This window comes from Peptoniphilus sp. HMSC075B08, from assembly GCF_001815405.1.
In the GTDB taxonomy this organism is placed as follows: domain Bacteria; phylum Bacillota; class Clostridia; order Tissierellales; family Peptoniphilaceae; genus Peptoniphilus_A; species Peptoniphilus_A harei.
The window spans coordinates 22417-41427 of sequence record NZ_KV820448.1; the positions used below are offsets into that span (position 1 = coordinate 22417).

Consider the following 19011-nt stretch of genomic DNA (forward strand, 5'->3'; position numbering starts at 1 on the left):
GATCTTATGAAAAAAATTGTAATATCTGGATACTTTGGCTTTGACAATTCTGGCGACGACGCCATCTTAAAAGCCATGGTAGATGATTTTAAAAAATTAAATATTGATTTAGAGATGACAGCACTCTCAAATAATCCTGAAAAAACAAAAGAGGTTTATGAAATAGGGGCAGTAAATAGGTTTTCATTCAGTGAGGTCCGTGGAGCCCTAAAAGAAACAGATCTCCTCTTGTCTGGTGGAGGATCTCTTCTCCAAGATATTACTTCCACAAGGTCTATTATTTATTATCTTTCTGTAATTATCTTGGCAAAGTTTTTGAGAAAAAAAGTTTACGTCTATGCCAATGGAATTGGACCAATAGATAAAAAATTCAACAGGATTTTGACAAGATGGGTCCTAAACAGGGTGGACTATATAAGTTTAAGGGACGACCTCTCCTATAAGTTTGTAAGAGATCTAGGAGTTACCAATAAAAATATAGAAGTAACTGCTGACCCAGTCTTTACCCTTGAAGCTGCAAGTGAAGATAGGGTTGATGAAATCTTAAAGAATGAAAATATTAAGATTACAGATAAGACTATAGGATTTTGCATAAGAGATCAAAAAAATATTGAAGAGATAAGGGATAAGTTTGCAGCGACTATCGACAAGTTAATCGAAGATGGTTACGATATTCTCCTTGTACCCTTCCATAATCCTAGGGACAATATTTATTCAAGCGAAGTTGCAAATAGGTGTCGTCACAAGGACAAGGTAATGCTAATAGAAAACACCTACTCTGCAGGAGAGTTAATGGGAATTTTTAAAAAATTAAAACTCCTTGCGGCTATGAGGCTTCATTCACTTGTATATGCAGCAAGTGTCAATCTTCCAATGGTGGGAATAATTTATGACCCAAAGGTTGAAGCCATGGTAAAGGAACTGGGGATAGAAGAAGCTATTGATGTGGAGAACTTTACTCCAGAAGAACTCTTTACTAAAATAAAATTAGCCCTTGAAAATTTGGAAGAAAGAAGACAAGTTTTAGCTGACAGAGCAGAAGAAATGAGACGAGAGTCCAAGAGAAATGTAGAAATAACTTTGGACTTATTAGAAGAAAAATTTTAAATAGTTTTAACTTAAATATAAAAGAATTTATTAAAAAATTAATTATCACAAAGGGGTCAGGTAACTGGCTCCTTTTTTGTTTAAAATTTTATTGTTCAAAATACTAGACAAAAAATTACATACTTTAAAAGAAAAATTTACAAGAATTTTACAATTGAAGTTTAAGATGATTGTGAATGATTATGAGGAAGGATGAGATTATTTATGAGACACGCAATAGTAGATATAGGATCCAACACAATTAGGTTAATAGTCTTTGACGTTCACGAAGAGACTGAAGAATTAAAAAAAGTTTTAAATAAAAAATATACGGCTGGACTAATAACTTATGTGCACGATGGCGAACTTTCTGGAAAGGGAATAAAAAAACTTATAAAGACCCTTGCAAGTATAAAAAATATTGTAGAAGAACTAAAGGTTGACACTTTCTCACCCTTTGCTACAGCATCCTTGAGAAATTTAGACAACACAGAGGAAGTCTTGGCAAGAGTCAAGGAAGAACTTGATATTGATATTGACGTCCTAGACCAAGTTGAAGAAGCTTTTCTTGGAAATGTTGGAATAAGAAGTGAAGTAGAAATTGAAAGTGGACTTTCAATAGATATTGGTGGTGCCAGTACAGAAGTTGTTTATTTCGATGAAGAAGGACCTAAGGAATTTTTAAACTTAAATATTGGTTCACTCTTACTTTTTACTGCAAATGTATCGAGAATTTTGCCAAAGAAAAAAGAAATGCGTGCTATTAAAAAGATTGTTCTTCGTGAAATTAATTCTTTTAAATTTTCTACTAAGACAGACAAATTAGTTGGAATTGGTGGATCAATTAGAACTACAGGAAAAATCATTGAAGACCTTTGGGGAGGAGATGACAAATCCTTTAGCTTAGATGACCTTGATAAATTAATGGAACTTATTGAGGACAAGGACACAGATATTATTAGGTCAATCTTGAGCATAAACCCAGCCAGAATCCATACAACTGTACCTGGAATAATAATTTTAAGAACTTTTATGAAAAAGTTTAATATAAATGAGATACAAGTTTCTGGAAATGGACTGAGAGAAGGTTATTTAATTTATAAAGTATTGGGTGGTAATGATGAAATCCTACTTTCAAAATAGAGAATTATCCTGGCTAAGATTTAACGAAAGAGTACTCCTTGAAGCAACTGAAAAAGAAGTCCCTGACCTGGAGAAATTAAAATTTATTAGTATTTTTATTTCAAATTTAGATGAATTTTTTATGGTTAGGGTTGGCTCTCTTCATGACTTATCTTCCTTGAAAAAAGAAGTAAAAGATAACAAGACTGGGATGAATGCAGAAGAGCAAATTCAGGCAATTTTAGAAACTCTTCCAAAAATTTATGAAGAGAAGGACGAGATTTTTAAAGAAGTAAGTGAGAGCTTAGAGAAGGTAAATATAAGAAACTTATCTTACGAAGATTTGGATAAAAATCAAAAAGATTTTGTAGATGACTTTTATATTAATAGGATTGATCAACTTGTGTCTCCTCAAATAGTTGATATAAATCATCCCTTTCCATTTTTAGAAAATACGAAATTATATGCCATTGCACATCTAGAGAAAAATGGAGAAAAAGTATTTGGTATAGTTCCGGTTAGAAGAACTTATCCAAAATATTTAATCTTGCCAGGAGAAAACTTTGAATATATTTTAATGGAAGATATAATTCTAAATAAAATTGATGAAATTTTTAAGGATTATGAGGTCTTATCAAAAAATATAATTAAGGTAACAAGGAATACCGACTTTGTTGATGACAGGGATACCTGGGAAGAGTTTGACGACTACACTGAATACATGAAGACCATCTTAAAGAAGAGAAAGAGATTAAATGTTGTGAGGTTGGAATCAGAAGGAAGTCTTCAAAAGCCAAGTCTTAAATTTCTTTTGAAAAAGTTGGACTTAGATGAGGCTGCTTATTTTTCTTCAGAAACACCCCTAAACATGAAATATGTCTTTGATTTAATTGATGAAGTGCCAAAGGCTATAAAAAGTGGTCTCCTCTATAAGAAATTAAGACAATACAATCCTAGCGATTTTTCTTCCAGCGTGACAGAAGATATTAGATTGAAAGACAGGATTTTATCTTATCCCTATGATAGTATGGATACCTTTATATCTCTTCTTAAAGAAGCAGCTAATGACCCTGAGTGCAAGTCCATAAAGATAACAATTTATAGGCTGGCAAAAAATTCTAAGGTTGTTAGATACTTAACAGAGGCAGCACAAAATGGAAAAGAAGTCACAGTTTTTGTTGAGATAAAGGCGAGGTTTGACGAAGAATCAAATATAAATTATGCAAATATTCTTTATGAAGAAGGCTGCAACATTATCTATGGTTTTAACAAGTATAAAATGCACTCCAAAATTTGCCTAATAACTTATAAGGACAGTGTAAGTGGAAATTTAAATTACATCAGCCAAATTGGTACAGGAAATTATAATGAATCCACTGCTAAACAATACACTGATTTTGCCTTAATGACTGCCAATCCAGAAATAGGACTTGATGCAACAGATTTCTTTAAAAATATGTCCATTGGCAATTTAGATGGAAAGTACAAACATCTCCTACAGTCACCAACAAGCTTAAAGTCAGGACTTATGCATCTTGTAGAAAGAGAAATTGAAAGGGGAGAAGATGGCTATATCCTTTGTAAATTCAATTCTCTAACAGACAAGGACTTTATAGAAAAATTTGTTGAAGCATCACAAAAGGGAGTGAAAGTTGATTTAATTATTAGGGGGATTTCATGTCTTCTCCCTGGTATAGAAGGGAAAAGTGAAAACATAAGAATTAAGTCTATTGTTGGAAGATTTTTAGAACACCCTAGGGTTTATGTCTTCGGCAAGGACAAGAAAGATATGTACATTTCTTCTGCCGATCTTATGACAAGAAATACAGAGAAGAGAGTTGAGATAGCGACACCAGTATTGGATGAAGATATAAGAAATAGAATACTAAATTATCTTGAAATACAAATGCAGGATAATGTTGGTGCTAGGTTAATGAATAGCCATGGAGAATATGAAAAAATTGAAATTCAAGGAGAGAGAATTTCATGTCAAGATTACTTTATAAAGAAGTGTGAAGAAAAGAACTTTGCTGCGAGGAGTAAAGTCGAAAAAACAACTACTGATAAAGAAAAAGTTGAAGATGAAAAACATAACAAAAAGAACTCTTTCTTTGGTAAGCTCTTAAAAAATTTCAAAAAATAAAATTTTAAAAAATACACTTTTACTTTTGGAATTCCTTAAAAATTATTGATATATAAGGAATTTAAATTCAGGCTCAAGTTTACAAAAACTATTGACAATTAAAATCTAAATTGATAATATCTAATTGTATGAGAGCTCATATCATGAGTGAAAGTGTGCCTAGGGATCCGGGCTTTGCCAAGGACCGAGCGGTACGGGTACTTTTTTTATAAAGTATCACACCTTAGGGAAAAAAGCCCAGAGGGGTAGGTTTTACGAAATCTGCCTCTTTGGGCTTTATTTAATTTACTGGAGGAAATTATGAAAACTATTTACCAAGGAAAAACTAAGAATGTTTTAGAAGAAGACGGAAGATGTTACCTACAATTTAAGGATGACATGACAGGAACTGACGGAGTTTTTGATACTGGTGGAAACCAAGTAGCTGGTAGTATTGAAGGTGCAGGTAAAGAATGTCTAAAAGTTACTAAATACTTCTTTGAAAAAATCAATGAAGCAGGAATTAACACTCACTACATTTCTTCTGACCTTGACAATAATTTAATGGAAGTAAAAAGAGCAAGTGTATTTGGTAAGGGTCTTGAAGTTATTACAAGATTTAAGGCCGTTGGATCTTTCTACAGAAGATATGGCCTTTATGTAGAAGAAGGTGCTGACCTTCCAGAATATACTGAAATCACTTTAAAAGATGATGGAAGAGACGATCCACTTATTACTAAAGAAGGACTTGTTGCCCTAGGTATCTTAAAAGCTGAAGAATACGACACAATCGTAGAAATGAATAAGAAAATTGCAAATATTGTAAAAGACCTTTTAAAAGAAAAGGGACTAGACCTTTACGATATTAAATTTGAATACGGTAGACTTGAAGGATCAGACGAAATCGTCCTAATCGACGAAGTTAGTGGTGGAAACATGAGAGCTTACCATAATGGAGAATATGTAGAACCTCTTAATGTTTCAAAATATCTAGAAATTTAAGGAGTAAAAAATGAGAGTATCAATTATAATGGGTTCAATTTCTGACAGAGAAATTGCAGACAAGATCGTTGCAAAATTAATGGAATTTGGGATTGAATATGAAGCCAAAGTAATTTCTGCTCACAGAGCCTTAAAAGAGTTACAAGAATATGTAAAAAATGCTGAAGATGAAAGTCAAGTTTTCATTTCAATAGCAGGCAAGGCTGCCCACCTTGGTGGAGTTATAGCAGCTCTTACTACAAGACCTGTTATTGGAGTGCCTGTTAAGAGTTCAACTCTTGATGGACTAGATGCACTTCTTTCCACTGTTCAAATGCCAAGTGGAGTACCTGTTGCTACAGTTGCTATTAATGGTGGAGAAAATGCTGCAATCCTTGCTGCAGAAATTTTGGCTGTATCTGATGACAATTTAAAGGAAAAGCTAAGACAATTTAGGTCTGATATGTCAGAAAAAATTGCAAACACCGAATATATTTACGAAGGATAAAAGGAGCGGAGATGGCAATTAATTATAAGAATGCAGGCGTAGATGTTGATGCCGGTCAAAGAGAAGTTGAATTAATTAAGAGTATTGTTAAAAAAACCCAATCCAAGGATGTTTTATCATCTCTTGGTGGATTTTCTGGTTTATTTAATTTAGACCTTGATGGAATTAAAAATCCTGTACTTTGTAGTGGTACAGATGGTGTTGGTACTAAAGTTATCTTGGCTCACATGCTTGATAAACACGATACTATTGGTATTGACTGTGTGGCAATGTGCGTAAATGATATTTTATGCCAAGGCGCTAAACCACTTTTCTTCTTGGACTATATTGCAACTGGCAAGCTAGTTCCTGAAAAAATGGAAGAAATTGTAAAGGGAGTTGCCGAAGGTTGTATCCAATCTTCAGCATCACTTATTGGTGGAGAAACTGCAGAAATGCCTGGAGTTTACCAAGAAGACCAATATGACCTAGCAGGTTTTGCTGTTGGAGTTGTTGATAAGGACAAAATTATCGATGGTTCTGCTATTAAGGAAGGAGACATAGTTTTTGGTCTTTCTTCCAATGGTATCCACTCTAATGGTTATTCACTTGTTAGAAAAATTGTATTTGACCACTGCAAACTTGATTTAAATGAAGAAATTGATGAATTAAATTCTACTCTAGGGGAAGAACTTTTAAAGCCAACAAGAATTTATGTTAAGGAAATTCTTGAGCTTTTGAAAATTGTTGATATTAAGGGAATGAGTCACATAACAGGTGGAGGATTCTACGAAAACATTCCAAGAATGATTCCAGATGGACTTTGTGCAAAGGTTGATACATCTGTAATCGAAACTCCTGAAATCTTTAAACTTTTAAAGAAGTGGGCAGATCTAAAGGATGAAGACATGTACGCTACCTTCAATATGGGCGTTGGATTTACTCTTGTTGTATCTGAAGAAGACAAAGATAAGGTTGTTGACTTCTTTAAGGATACAGACTTAAAACTTTATGAACTTGGAAAAGTTGTGGCTGGAGAAGATAAAATTGACCTTAGCCTCTAAAAATATTGCAGTTTTAATTTCAGGTGGTGGCACAAACCTACAAGCCATCATTGACAATACAGAAAATAATTATATTAACGGAAAAATAAAAATTGTCATTTCAAATAGAGAAGATGCTTATGGCTTAGTCAGAGCAGAGAAGGCGGGAATACCTGGCCTCTGCATTAAAGATGATGAAGAACTCATAAGCAAGTTAAGAGAAAATAATATTGACTTAATTATTCTGGCAGGATATCTAAAAATCTTGCCAGAAAAAATTACCAAGATTTATGATAATAAAATAATTAATATACATCCATCACTAATTCCTGCCTTTTGTGGCAGGGGTTACTATGGATTAAAAGTACATGAGGCCGTCATATCAAGAGGTGTTAAATACACTGGTGCCACAACTCATTTTGTAAATGAGGGGGCAGATGAGGGTCCTATTATCATGCAAAGAATTGTTGAAGTTGAAGACGAGAGTCCAGAAGAACTTCAACAAAAGGTTTTAACGATTGAGCACGAAATTTTGCCTCTTTCTGTAAAATATTTTTGCGAGGATAAGTTAAAAGTTGTTAATGGAAAAGTTGTAATTGGAGGTTAGGATGAGGGCACTTATTTCAGTTTATGACAAAGAAGGAATTGTTGAGTTTGCCAAAGAACTTGCCAATAGAGGTTGGGAAATCATTTCTACTGGTGGAACTTATAAGAAGCTAAAGGATGCAGGAATAGATGTAATATCTGTAGACAAGGTAACTGGTTTTCCAGAAATTTTAGATGGAAGAGTGAAGACTCTTAACCCAAAAATCCACGCAGGCATACTTGCAAGACGTGATTTAAATGAACATATGGAAACTTTAAAGGAAGAAGAAATAGGAACAATTGATATGGTTGTAAATAACCTCTATCCTTTTGAAGAAAAGTTGCTTGAAAAGGCAGACCACGACACTATGATTGAAAACATAGATATTGGTGGGCCATCAATGATTAGGGCAGCTGCCAAAAATTATAAGGACGTCTACATTGTAACTGATCCAGCAGACTACGACCGTGTACTTGACTACATAGATAAGAAGGATCCAAAGTTTAATGAATATCTTGCCAACAAGGCCTTTAGCTACACTGCACACTATGATGCCGTAATTTCAAATTATTTTGCAAAAAGAGAAGGGGATAGGTTCCCAAGATATATAAACAAGTCTTATAAACTTGTTGAAGAGTTGAGATATGGTGAAAACCCTCATCAAAGGGCAGCCTTCTATGAAGATTCTTATACTCCAGACAAAATTGAATACAAGGTTCTTCATGGTAAGCAAGTTTCTTACAACAACTTAAACGACATGTACTCTGCTCTTAATGCAGTGATTAATTTTGATAAGCCAGCAGCTGTTGCTGTTAAGCATACAAATCCTTGTGGAATTGGAACAGGGGATAGTCTTGAAGAAGCCTTTGTAAAAGCCTATGAATGTGATGATGAATCAATTTTTGGTGGAATAATTGCACTTAATAGGGAAGTTGATATAAAAACTGCAGAACATCTTTCAAAGATTTTCTTGGAAATTGTTGCAGCTCCAGGTTTTTCTAAAGAAGCCTATGGCCTTTTAGCTCAAAAGAAAAACATCAGACTTATAGAAATACCTGACTTTGAAAAACTTTACGAGCCAGGATTTAGATTTAAACAAGTCCTAAATGGAATTATTATCCAAAATTTTGATGACAAGATTTGGGATGAAGATAAATTATCATTTGTTTCAAATAGAAAACCAAGTGAAAAAGAACTTGAAGAATTAAAATTTGCCTTTACTTGCTGTAAGACAACTTTCTCAAACTCAGTTGTCATTGCAAAAGATGGTGGAACTCTTGCCCTTGGTCAAGGGGAAACAAAGAGGTCTTGGGCAGTAGAAGAAGCAATTGAAAGAGCTGGAGAAAAAATAAAGGGTGCAGTCCTTGCATCAGATGGATTTTTCTTTAGGGACACAATAGAACTTCTTCACAAGGCAGGAATTGAGGTAATTGTTCAGCCAGGTGGATCTGTTAAGGACCAAGAAGTTATAGATTATGCAAATGAAAATAATATTTGTCTTGTCTTCACTAATATGAGACATTTTAGACACTAGGAGGCCAAATGAAAGTACTTGTAATTGGAAATGGTGGAAGAGAGCACGCACTTGCATGGAAGCTTAAGGAAAGTAAATCTGTTGATAAAATTTACATGGCAAGGGGCAATGGTGGCACAGGGAATTTTTGTGAAAATTTAGATATTGACCCAACAGATATTGAAAAACTTCTTGCCTTTGCAGTGGAAAATAAGATTGACCTAACAGTTGTGGGACCAGAAGACCCACTATGTAGAGGATTAGTTGATGCCTTTAATGAAAAGGGACTTAGGGTTTTTGGACCAAATAAGTCTTGTGCCAGATTTGAAAAGTCAAAAGAATTTACCAAAATATTCCTAGAAAAATATTCTATTCCAACTGCAAAATATAAGAGCTTTGAATCCTATGATGATGCAGAAAAGGGTCTTGAAGAATTTTCTTATCCCCTAGTTGTCAAGGCAGATGGACTTTGCCTTGGAAAGGGAGTTATAATTTGCCAAGACAGGGATGAAGCTATAGATGCCCTTGAAAAGATTTTTAAGGACAAGATTTTTGGCGACCAAGGAAACACAGTTGTTATTGAAGAATTCTTGACAGGAGAAGAAGCTTCAGTTCTTTGCCTAGTTTCAGATAACAAGCTATTCCCTCTTGAAAGGGCTAAGGACCACAAGCAAATTTTTGATGGAGACAAGGGACCAAACACTGGCGGAGTGGGAACTTATTCTCCAGTATCAGCAAGTTCTAAACTAGAAGAAAATCTTGAAAAAATTTATAGAAAAATTGAAAAAGGACTTAATGATGAAGGTCTTCACTACTCAGGAATCCTCTTTGTTGGATTCATGATAGAAGATGACATGCCTAAGGTTCTTGAATTCAACGTAAGATTTGGAGACCCTGAAACAGAAGTCCTAATGCCAAGACTTGATGTCGACCTATATGAACTTTTAAATAAGACAATAGATGGAAAATTAGAAGCAGATGATATTAAGTGGAAGGATGAGACTTGCCTAACAGTTATCATGTGTTCAGGTGGTTATCCAGGATCCTACGAAAAGGGAAAACTCATCGAAGGACTTGATAAGGTTGATGAGGACTTAATAGTCTTCCACAATGGAACTAAAAAAACTGATGGACTTTACACAAATGGTGGAAGAGTCCTATCAATTACAGCCTTAGGTAAAGATTTAGAAGAAGCTCGCAAGAAGGCCTACGACAATGTGGAAAAAATTTCCTTCCAAGGAGCTTACTATAGAAAAGATATAGGAACAAAATAAATTTTTTCATAAATATTTATAATTAAATTTACAGGTGGTTGGAATCAATCACCTGTTTTTCATTGCAGAAAATTATTTTTGTATTAGACTATATATTGGTGGTTAAAATGAAATTAAAATCTTATGAAAATTTACACGAAACATTTTTGGTTATAGTCTTTATTACCTTGGCAGGTGGCTTTCAAGATGCCTACTCCTACCTAATGAGGGGGAAAGTCTTTGCCAATGCACAAACGGGAAATATAGTTCTCTTATTCAAAAACATAGTAGACTTGAATTTTAAAGAGTCCTTGGCATACTTAATCCCAGTCCTATCTTTTGCTCTTGGAGTCTATGTTGCAGTCAGGTTTGAAGATGCAATTGAAAAAAGAGTCCTCCACTGGCGTCAATACATAATTGGATTTGAAATAATAATTATGATTCTAGTGGCCATGATTCCAGAAAGTCTAAATAATTTGGCTAACGCCCTTTTATCCTTTTCTTGTGCCATGCAAGTTTATTCCTTTAAAAAAATTTATGGACTTAACTTTGCCACAACTATGTGCATAGGGAACCTAAGATCAGCAACAGAAAATCTTTCTAAGTATCATATAACTAAGCAAGATGTTTATCTTGAAAATGCAAAAAAATATTACACAGTTATCCTTATCTTTGGATTGGGAGCAGCCCTTGGCTACTTGACTTCTAAAGGCTTGGGAATAAAATCAATATTAATTGCAGCGGGACTTTTGGCAATTTCCTTTTTTATACTATTTCTAGAAGAAGGTTTAAAGTCTTAAGTTTATGAAATTTATAAAACTAAGTTTATTAAAGATCTATTAATATTTATTCAAAAATTGTTTATAATCAAAAAAAGATTCTAAGTTATATACTATTTCACAAATATGATTTATTAGAGGATTCAAAACCAAGATAGGCCTTAAGAGATAAGAGACTTTTTGTTAACTCTGTTCACTATCAAGCCATTGACAAGTTGGGAATAGGATTTAAGCTAGCAGCGAAGTCTCAAGACAATATTTTTGAAACATTTGAGACGATAAATGACGAACATAATATTATTAGAGTCCAATGGAATATTGAAACTTTATTTTATGTGATGAAGCTAGTATAAACTTGTTTATAAATTTTATAAGAAAAAGTGAAAATTAATTTTAAGTCTGAGTTTTTAACTCAGGCTTTTTTATATTTAAAATACTTTAGACTGATAGGGGTTAAAATGAACAAAGGATTATACTTTTTAAAATCTTAAAAAAACATTTTATAAAATATTATTAAATACAAAAATTTATTTAAGACTATATTGTAGTAATACAGAGGCTTATAAAACTTTTAAAAGATAATAAAATTTTAAAAGCAATACTCTAATTGCAAAAATATTGTATTTTTTATTTACAAAACATGAAAATTAATTCATATTTCCATTGTATTTTGCCATTTAATGTGATAAAATCTCTTTAATTTATAAACCAATATTAAATAAATTAGAAGAGGTGTAAAAAATGAAAAAATTTAAAGGGTTTATGGGTATCATGCTTTTAATGCTTGTTGCATTGGCATTCACTGGTTGTCAAAAAGTTGACAACGGAGCTGCAAAGGAAGAAGGAGAAGCTTCCACAACTGCAGATGCAGGAGTAAAGGCAAAGTTTGAAACTCTAAAAGAAGGCGAAGAATATCACATTGGAATCGTAACTGGTACTGTATCTCAAGCTGAAGATGAGTTCCGTGCTGCTGAAAAGGCAATTGAACTTTATGGTTCTGCTGATGAAGGCGGAATTATTAAACACGACACTTATCCAGACAGATTTGAAGCTGAACAAGAAACTACAATTTCTAAAATTGTAGCTATGGCAGACGACCCTCAAATGAAGGCTGTCCTTGTTAACCAATCAGTTCCAGGAACTGTTGCAGCTTTTAACCAAATTAGAGAAAAAAGACCTGATATCATTCTTGTAAACTTAGTTGCTCAAGAAGATACAGTAATGGTTGAAAATGCATCTGACCTTGTAATGGATGCTGACAACGTATCTAGAGGATACAGAATTATAGCTGCTGCTAAGGAAATGGGAGCTACTAAATTTGCTCACATCACATTCCCAAGACACATGTCTATTGAACTTCTAGCTCTTAGACGTGCAATCATGGAAGAAGCTTGTAAGGACCTAGGACTTGAATTTATTTCATTAAACGCACCAGATCCTACAACTGATATTGGTGTTCCAGGAGCACAACAATATATAGCAGAAAACATCCAACCATGGATAGACAAATACGGTAAAGACACTGCTTTCTTCTGTACAAATGACGCCCACACTGAACCACTACTTAGAGGTGTTGCAGCTGGTGGAGCAATCTTTGTAGAACAAGACTTACCATCTCCAATTATGGGTTATCCTAAGGCATTCTCAGTAGACATCCAAGATATGGCTGGAGACTGGAAGGCAATTAACGAAGCTGTTGAAAAGGCAGTTATCGAAAAAGGTGGCGACAAGAGAATGGGTACTTGGGCATACTCTCTAGGTTATTCACTAACTCTTGGTGCTGTTGACCACGTAATGGAAGTTCTTAAGGGTGAAGGCGAACTTCTTAACCAAGAACAAATTCTTGCTGCTATTCAAAACTACACTGAAGGTGCAAACTGGATGGCTGAAAACTATATAGACAGAGCTACTGGAGAAACTAAAGAAAACCACTTCTTACTAGCTCAAGACACTTATGTATATGGTAGAGGTTACCTAGGTATGGATAAGGTTGACGTTCCTGAAAAATATCTAAACCTAAATGTTGACTTAGACGCTATCAAGGAAGCACAAGAATCAGCAGAAGGACAAGCTGAATAAAATAATATTTATATATTATTAATTAATAAGTAAATATCTTATTGAACAAATTAAAGTCAACGGGCTACCGTTGATTTTAATTTTATATTATGAAGATGGAGGGATTTTGTTGACAAACAGTTTACTTGAAGTCAAGAATGTCAGCAAGAGTTTTGGCGAAAATACCGTCTTAAAGGATGTTAACTTCTCTCTCAATAGGGGAGAAATTTTGGGACTTGTTGGAGAAAATGGTGCCGGCAAGTCAACTCTAATGAATATAATTTTTGGAATGGAAGTTATAAGAGAGACAGGCGGTTATAACGGTGAAATTTATTTTGACGGAAAATTAATTGACTTTAAAAACCCAATTGACGCCTTAAATGCAGGCATAGGAATGGTACATCAAGAATTTAGTTTGATCCCTGGATTCACTGTTGCAGAAAATATTACTCTAGACATGGAAGAAACTAACTCTTCTGTAATATCAAAGGTTTTTGGTAAAAAATTAGAAAGTATTGATGCAAAGGAAAATTTAAAAATTGCAGGTAAATCATTAGATACTTTAGAGGTTAAAATTGATACTAATGCTCTTGTGTCTGAAATGCCTGTAGGTCATAAACAATTCATTGAAATTGCAAGGGAAATGACAAGGAAAGATGTTAAATTAATTATTATGGATGAGCCAACAGCAGTTCTTACTGAAACTGAAGCTAATAACCTAACAGATTCCTTAAGAACTTTGGCAAATCTTGGAATTTCTATAATTTTCATCACTCATAGACTTCGTGAAATCACTAGTGTATGTGATCAAGTTGTTGTCCTAAGAGATGGTGAAATAATAGAAGATAGAAAAAATGAAAACCTATCTATTGAAGAAATAGCCGAATGGATGGTTGGAAGAGATGGAGAAAAGAAGCTAGCTAAAGAAAGACTTGTTAAGAACCTAGATTCAAATGACCATATTATGGAAATTGAACATCTATGGGTGGATATGCCAGGTGAAGCTGTATATGATGTTAACCTTTCAGTTGTTAGGGGTGAAATCCTAGGTATTGCTGGTCTTGCTGGTCAAGGAAAGCTTGGTATACCTAATGGGATCCTTGGAACTTATCCTGTAGGTGGTAAAATCACATACAATGGAAAAGAATTAAAACTTGGAGATACCCTAGATATTTTGAGAAATAAGATTGCCTTTGTATCAGAAGATAGAAGGGGAGTTGGACTTCTATTAGAAGAGCCAATTTTTTGGAATATTGCCTTTAATGCAATGCAGGTTCAAGAAAAATTTATTAAAAAAGTTTTAGGTTTCAAATTTAGAGATGAAGCAAAGATGAAGGAATTATCTGATGAATATATAAAATCTCTTGCCATTAAGACTACAGGATCTCATCAAAAGGCAGGAAACCTATCAGGTGGTAACCAACAAAAAGTTTGTCTTGCCAAGGCCTTTGCCATGGAACCAGAACTTCTATTTGTATCAGAACCAACTAGGGGTATTGATATAGGTGCTAAAGAACTTGTTCTTGATGCCTTAAAGGAATCTAATGAAAAAGACGATACAACAATTGTTATGGTTTCATCAGAACTTGAAGAACTTAGAAGTATTTGTGACAGGATAGCTGTTATATGTGAAGGTAAAATCGCTGGCATCTTACCAGCAAGTGCTGATCCTACAAACTTTGGACTTCTAATGAGTGGGGAAGGAGAGCTTGGAAATGACTAAAAAGAAAAGTTTAATACAACAAATTGGAATACCAAGGCTTATTATTGCAGTTTTCTTGTTAATATTATTCATTGCTGCTCCTTTTGCTGGTGTTTCTCTTAGAGACTCAGCACAAAACGTTCTTTCAAGATTTGGAATGTTCTCAGTTTTAGTCTTATCCCTAGTGCCTATGGTACAATCTGGATGTGGACTTAACTTTGGTATCCCAATTGGAGTTGTTGCAGGAATACTAGGAGGAGTAACATCTATTGAATTTGGTTTCAAAGGTTTTGCAGGAATCTTTATTGCAATGATATTCGCTGCTCTTATTGCTATAGTATTTGGATTTTTCTACGGAATTTTATTAAATAGGATTAAGGGCGATGAGATGCTTATTGCTACTTATGTAGGTTATTCTTTCACAGCCTTTATGTGTATAGCTTATTTGATTCTTCCATATAAGAATCCTGTTTCTGTACTAAGTTATTCTGGTAGGGGACTTTCACAACAAGTTCCAGTTGCAGACTATTGGATGAAGTCCAAGGTATTAGAAAATGGAACAAGGATAACAGAAGGTCTTTTAAACAACTTCTTATCTATCAGCATACTTGGAGTTAGGATTCCAGTGGGAATGTTTTTAATTTTTGCTCTTATGGCCTTTATTGTTTGGGCCTTCTTTAAGACAAAAACAGGTACAGCAATGACAGCTGTTGGTTCTAACCCAGAATATGCAAGAGCATCTGGAATTAATATTAACAGGGTGAGGTTAGTTTCTGTAATATTCTCTACAGTACTTGCTGCAGTTGGAATTATTATATACCAACAATCCTATGGTTTTATCCAACTTTACCAAGCGCCGCTTGCCTTTACCTTCCAAACAGTAGCAGCCCTACTAATTGGTGGTGCAAGTATTAACAAGGCATCTATTCCAAATGTTATAATTGGTACATTTTTATTCCAAGGTGTAATTACACTTACTCCTACTGTTATAAATGGTGCACTAAATATAGATATTTCAGAAATACTAAGAATGATAATCACAAATGGAATGATAATTTACGCACTTACAAGGAGGAGTAAAGATGAATAAAAAATTTAATTTTAAAGAATTTTTATACAGATTTATGGTTCCAATTTTGTTTATAATTATAGTTGTGGCTGGACTTATAATTGCCAAACCACCACTTTCTTATATAACAAATGAGCTTTCAAAGAGAATGGTAAGAAATACCTTCTTAGTACTTTCTCTTATCATTCCCATCATAGCTGGTATGGGAATCAACTTTGGTATTCCTCTAGGAGCTATGGCAGGACAAATAGGAATTATCTTTGCCCAAGACTGGGGATTCACTGGAGCAACAGGACTTCTTATAGCTGCCCTTATTGGTACTCCAATTGCAATCCTACTTGGACAATTCTCAGGTAGAGTCCTTAATAGGGCAAGAGGTAGAGAAATGATCACATCAATGATGCTTGCCTTCTTTATCCTTGGCTGGTACATGTTATTCCTACTTTACTTCTGCGGAACTATAATTCCAATGAGAACTAAGTCCATGGTCCTTTCAGCAGGTTACGGTATTAAAAACTCTATTACCCTAGCATCTGCTCAAGGCTTTGACAACATTCTAAAGTTCAGAATCAACATTCCTATCACTGCTAAGCACCAAATTCTTTTTGATGTTCCAGTAGTTACTCTTGCAATAATCGCTCTACTTTGCCTATTTATCGTTTGGTTTAGAAATACAAAACTTGGCCACGACATGAAGGCAGTTGGACAAGATCAATTTGTTGCACAAAACGCAGGAATGAATTCAGATAAGATAAGAATTGCATCAATTGTTATGTCAACAGTTCTTGCTTGCTACGGACAAATTATATATCTACAAAACATTGGTACTCTTGCAACTTATGCAGGTCAAGACCAAGCAGCTCTTTATGCAGCAGCATCAATCCTTGTTGGTGGTGCCTCTGTATCAAAGGCTTCAATACCAAATGTTATCTTAGGTACAGCCCTTTTCCACTTAATGTTTATAGTTCTTCCACAAGCGGGAAGAGTTTTAACAGGAGATGCCATGATGGGTGAATACTTTAGAACATTTATCTCTTACGGAGTTGTAACTCTTGCACTTATACTTCACGCTTTCGAAAGAAAGAGAGAGCTTGATGCAAATAGGTTAAAGTTAAGAGAAGACAAGATAAAAGATGGAAATAAAGTAGCAGAATAAAAATAAATTTATTAAAAATAAAAATTGCTCCACATAATAGTGGGGCAATTTTTTGTGTAAAATTTTAAAACTATGAATTTGAATTTAAATAAAACTCAAAGAAAAGTCTTAAGTTAATTTTAAATTATAAAGTGAATTCAAAATTATAAACAAGTAAAATTTATAAATTAGTTTATAAAACAAAATCAGTTAAAAATTAAAGATTAATAAAAACATGTTTTTTAATTTTACAGATTAAATAAAAATTATTAATTTAAATAATTAAGCTTGTCTAATAATAATTTCAAATAGATAAATAATCTAAAAAATATTAATTTAAAAAATAAATTTTTAAAAATACTTGTAATAAATTATATTTCTACATATTTATTATTTTCCATAATAAAGGGAGGAGCAACCTCTGGATCAAGATAGTCCCTGTACTTTTCTTTCAAATACATATAGGCATCTTCCTTCTTAGAGAACTTTACTGCTTGGTAGGGCTCTTCAAAAGAAATCTTTTCTAAGAATAAATAGCCATCATCTAAAGGAAGGAGGACTCCAACGTGACCAATAAATAGGTAGTCGCCATCTAAGTTGTCGTGAAGTACTACTGATAGCATGTTTACATCTTCTGGAAAGTCAACTTTTGACAAAAATTCTTCCATTACTTTGGCATGAACTTTTGGGTCTTTAGAAGATGAAGTCTTCACTCTTGAAAATAATTTATAAAAATTTTCTAAGTTCTCATCATTAAATAAATTTAAATCTTTTAAAGCTTCCTTATCCATGAAAAGCATCTCATCATCAATATCCATATCATCTTTTATGGACAAGTCATCTTTTAATAGTAAAAAAGAATTTATCCTACAATTTGTGTCAGTATACTTGTGGCTTATAGATGATCTCTTGTCTATAATTTCTCCAGTCTTATCTATCTTAGAAGTCCTTTCAAAGTCACCAGTAAGCAAATCTTTTGGGATTTCTTTGTTGTAGTCAATAACAAGGTCCACAAAGGAGTATGCAACACTTTTATTTAAATTCTTTTCTATAATAGACCTAACAAGATCAAGTGAGGTATCATTATTCATATTTGATATGAGATAATCTTTCTGTTCATTTTTATCAAGCTCATTTACTTCAATCTTAGTCTTATTATCTTCAATTTTATTATCTTTATTTTTATTTCCACATCCTGATCCTATAAGAGTCAGACATGTGAGAATTATTAGTGATTTTACTTTCATTTTTCCTCCAAAAAATATTTTCTCTGCTATTATACAATAGAAATTTAAAATTGAAATTTAAAAATAAAAAATAATTTAAACTTGAAAATATAATATAAATATCAGGCCCTTATCCAGGGTCTTTTTTAAAATAAAAATAAAAAAAACTTGAACTTTGTTCAGAAAAGTATTATTATATCTTTTGCAAAGATGAACAACGTTCAGTTATTAATAAAAGTTTAGAAGGAGGTAAAAATGACGTCTCAAGATAAAAGAAAAGAGAAAGAAAATAAAATCTCAGAAGCTGCTATGTCTTCCTTTAGAGAAAAGGGGATAGAAGTTACTTCTATAAGAGATATTATGAGCAGAACTGATTTAGGTCTGGGAACTTTTTATCTTTACTTTAGAGATAAAAAAGATCTGGAGCAAAGAATAGTCCTAGATATAATGACGGAGCTCTTTTATGAAGCTGAGTCCACTTGTGTGGATAGTGATCCAAAGAAGAGATATATTTCTTTTATAAATTATATAATTGACCACTTAGTGGAGGATCCTCTTGAGTTGCAACTTTTTTCAAACAACTTAAACTGGGCTCTTTATGCAAAGATAGAAAATGATGATAGGTATAAAGAAGCAGACAATAACCTTCAATTTATTTTAAATAAGTATTCAAGCTTATTTAATGATGAATTATCAGAGTCTGAAAGATTATTTATCTTGTCAATAACGATTCATATAGTTCTTTCAACTTGTGAATCAGCTTTAATGCCAGACTCGGTTCTTAGTATTGAAGAAATGAAGCCTGCTTTGTACAAAATCGTAGACAGAATATTTAGATAAAGGAGTAGA

General features: G+C 33.4%; 16 protein-coding genes and 1 pseudogene. 16 read left to right on the forward strand and 1 reads right to left on the reverse strand.

The window, feature by feature from the left end; translation table 11 throughout:
- Positions 1-6: 6 nt before the first annotated feature.
- The 15 genes and pseudogenes from csaB to HMPREF3023_RS03805 all read left to right on the forward strand — a co-directional run bounded on the left by csaB (position 7) and on the right by HMPREF3023_RS03805 (position 16957).
- Positions 7-1107, forward strand: coding sequence for a polysaccharide pyruvyl transferase CsaB (gene csaB, locus HMPREF3023_RS03740; protein WP_070700879.1), 1101 nt, complete (start codon positions 7-9; stop codon positions 1105-1107).
- Between the two features lie 192 nt (positions 1108-1299).
- Positions 1300-2229, forward strand: a complete 930-nt coding sequence (locus HMPREF3023_RS03745) for a Ppx/GppA phosphatase family protein (protein ID WP_246829179.1) — start codon at positions 1300-1302, stop codon at positions 2227-2229.
- Positions 2207-4351, forward strand: a complete 2145-nt coding sequence (gene ppk1 / locus HMPREF3023_RS03750; RefSeq protein WP_210400909.1) for a polyphosphate kinase 1 — start codon at positions 2207-2209, stop codon at positions 4349-4351. Before HMPREF3023_RS03745 ends, ppk1 begins: the two co-directional genes overlap by 23 nt.
- 300 nt (positions 4352-4651) lie before the next feature.
- The gene (locus HMPREF3023_RS03755) at positions 4652-5332 is read left to right on the forward strand and encodes a phosphoribosylaminoimidazolesuccinocarboxamide synthase (RefSeq protein WP_070700884.1); all 681 of its coding nucleotides are present in this window, start codon (positions 4652-4654) and stop codon (positions 5330-5332) included.
- Positions 5333-5342: 10 nt separating this feature from the next.
- Positions 5343-5819 carry a 5-(carboxyamino)imidazole ribonucleotide mutase gene (gene purE / locus HMPREF3023_RS03760; RefSeq protein WP_070700886.1) on the forward strand — a complete coding sequence of 159 codons (477 nt, stop codon included), beginning with the start codon at positions 5343-5345 and terminating at the stop codon, positions 5817-5819.
- Positions 5820-5830: 11 nt separating this feature from the next.
- A complete protein-coding gene (gene purM, locus HMPREF3023_RS03765; protein WP_070700888.1) occupies positions 5831-6862 on the forward strand; it encodes a phosphoribosylformylglycinamidine cyclo-ligase in 1032 nt (343 codons plus the stop codon).
- The gene (purN, locus tag HMPREF3023_RS03770) at positions 6846-7448 is read left to right on the forward strand and encodes a phosphoribosylglycinamide formyltransferase (protein ID WP_210400910.1); all 603 of its coding nucleotides are present in this window, start codon (positions 6846-6848) and stop codon (positions 7446-7448) included. The genes purM and purN overlap by 17 nt, the downstream gene beginning before the upstream one ends.
- A gap of 1 nt (position 7449) precedes the next feature.
- The gene (purH, locus tag HMPREF3023_RS03775) at positions 7450-8961 is read left to right on the forward strand and encodes a bifunctional phosphoribosylaminoimidazolecarboxamide formyltransferase/IMP cyclohydrolase (RefSeq protein WP_070700892.1); all 1512 of its coding nucleotides are present in this window, start codon (positions 7450-7452) and stop codon (positions 8959-8961) included.
- An 8-nt stretch (positions 8962-8969) separates the two neighbouring features.
- Entirely contained in the window at positions 8970-10214 is a 1245-nt protein-coding gene (gene purD, locus HMPREF3023_RS03780) for a phosphoribosylamine--glycine ligase (protein WP_070700894.1), read from the forward strand.
- Positions 10215-10321: 107 nt separating this feature from the next.
- Complete coding sequence (locus HMPREF3023_RS03785) at positions 10322-10993, forward strand: YoaK family protein (protein ID WP_070700896.1); 672 nt, start codon at positions 10322-10324, stop codon at positions 10991-10993.
- Between the two features lie 158 nt (positions 10994-11151).
- A pseudogene (locus HMPREF3023_RS09825) lies at positions 11152-11325 on the forward strand (gamma-glutamyl-gamma-aminobutyrate hydrolase family protein); the annotation flags it as partial.
- Positions 11326-11713: 388 nt separating this feature from the next.
- Complete coding sequence (locus HMPREF3023_RS03790) at positions 11714-13051, forward strand: DUF3798 domain-containing protein (RefSeq protein WP_070700898.1); 1338 nt, start codon at positions 11714-11716, stop codon at positions 13049-13051.
- Positions 13052-13160: 109 nt separating this feature from the next.
- The gene (locus tag HMPREF3023_RS03795) at positions 13161-14753 is read left to right on the forward strand and encodes a sugar ABC transporter ATP-binding protein (protein ID WP_070700900.1); all 1593 of its coding nucleotides are present in this window, start codon (positions 13161-13163) and stop codon (positions 14751-14753) included.
- Entirely contained in the window at positions 14746-15822 is a 1077-nt protein-coding gene (locus HMPREF3023_RS03800; RefSeq protein ID WP_070700902.1) for an ABC transporter permease subunit, read from the forward strand. The genes HMPREF3023_RS03795 and HMPREF3023_RS03800 overlap by 8 nt, the downstream gene beginning before the upstream one ends.
- Positions 15815-16957, forward strand: coding sequence for an ABC transporter permease subunit (locus tag HMPREF3023_RS03805; protein ID WP_070700904.1), 1143 nt, complete (start codon positions 15815-15817; stop codon positions 16955-16957). The genes HMPREF3023_RS03800 and HMPREF3023_RS03805 overlap by 8 nt, the downstream gene beginning before the upstream one ends.
- A 350-nt stretch (positions 16958-17307) precedes the next feature.
- On the opposite strand, the gene HMPREF3023_RS03810 is transcribed toward HMPREF3023_RS03805, so the two are convergent.
- Positions 17308-18183, reverse strand: a complete 876-nt coding sequence (locus HMPREF3023_RS03810; RefSeq protein WP_070700906.1) for a DUF4300 family protein — start codon at positions 18181-18183, stop codon at positions 17308-17310.
- A 234-nt stretch (positions 18184-18417) separates the two neighbouring features.
- Here HMPREF3023_RS03810 and HMPREF3023_RS03815 point away from each other — a divergent pair, with 234 nt between their 5' ends.
- Positions 18418-19002: a TetR/AcrR family transcriptional regulator gene (locus tag HMPREF3023_RS03815; protein ID WP_070700908.1), complete on the forward strand. Its 585-nt coding sequence runs from the start codon at positions 18418-18420 to the stop codon at positions 19000-19002.
- Positions 19003-19011: the final 9 nt, after the last annotated feature.

What these genes read in the sequence shown, in the direction of transcription:
- purE (WP_070700886.1), top strand. Translation starts at nt 5,343, where the DNA reads ATGAGAGTATCAATTATAATGGGTTCAATTTCTGACAGAGAAATTGCA.
- HMPREF3023_RS03790 (WP_070700898.1), top strand. Translation starts at nt 11,714, where the DNA reads ATGAAAAAATTTAAAGGGTTTATGGGTATCATGCTTTTAATGCTTGTT.
- purM (WP_070700888.1), top strand. Translation starts at nt 5,831, where the DNA reads ATGGCAATTAATTATAAGAATGCAGGCGTAGATGTTGATGCCGGTCAA.
- HMPREF3023_RS03815 (WP_070700908.1), top strand. Translation starts at nt 18,418, where the DNA reads ATGACGTCTCAAGATAAAAGAAAAGAGAAAGAAAATAAAATCTCAGAA.
- ppk1 (WP_210400909.1), top strand. Translation starts at nt 2,207, where the DNA reads ATGAAATCCTACTTTCAAAATAGAGAATTATCCTGGCTAAGATTTAAC.
- csaB (WP_070700879.1), top strand. Translation starts at nt 7, where the DNA reads ATGAAAAAAATTGTAATATCTGGATACTTTGGCTTTGACAATTCTGGC.
- purH (WP_070700892.1), top strand. Translation starts at nt 7,450, where the DNA reads ATGAGGGCACTTATTTCAGTTTATGACAAAGAAGGAATTGTTGAGTTT.
- HMPREF3023_RS03745 (WP_246829179.1), top strand. Translation starts at nt 1,300, where the DNA reads ATGAGATTATTTATGAGACACGCAATAGTAGATATAGGATCCAACACA.
- HMPREF3023_RS03810 (WP_070700906.1), bottom strand. Translation starts at nt 18,183, where the DNA reads ATGAAAGTAAAATCACTAATAATTCTCACATGTCTGACTCTTATAGGA.
- HMPREF3023_RS03785 (WP_070700896.1), top strand. Translation starts at nt 10,322, where the DNA reads ATGAAATTAAAATCTTATGAAAATTTACACGAAACATTTTTGGTTATA.
- purD (WP_070700894.1), top strand. Translation starts at nt 8,970, where the DNA reads ATGAAAGTACTTGTAATTGGAAATGGTGGAAGAGAGCACGCACTTGCA.
- HMPREF3023_RS03755 (WP_070700884.1), top strand. Translation starts at nt 4,652, where the DNA reads ATGAAAACTATTTACCAAGGAAAAACTAAGAATGTTTTAGAAGAAGAC.
- HMPREF3023_RS03800 (WP_070700902.1), top strand. Translation starts at nt 14,746, where the DNA reads ATGACTAAAAAGAAAAGTTTAATACAACAAATTGGAATACCAAGGCTT.
- HMPREF3023_RS03805 (WP_070700904.1), top strand. Translation starts at nt 15,815, where the DNA reads ATGAATAAAAAATTTAATTTTAAAGAATTTTTATACAGATTTATGGTT.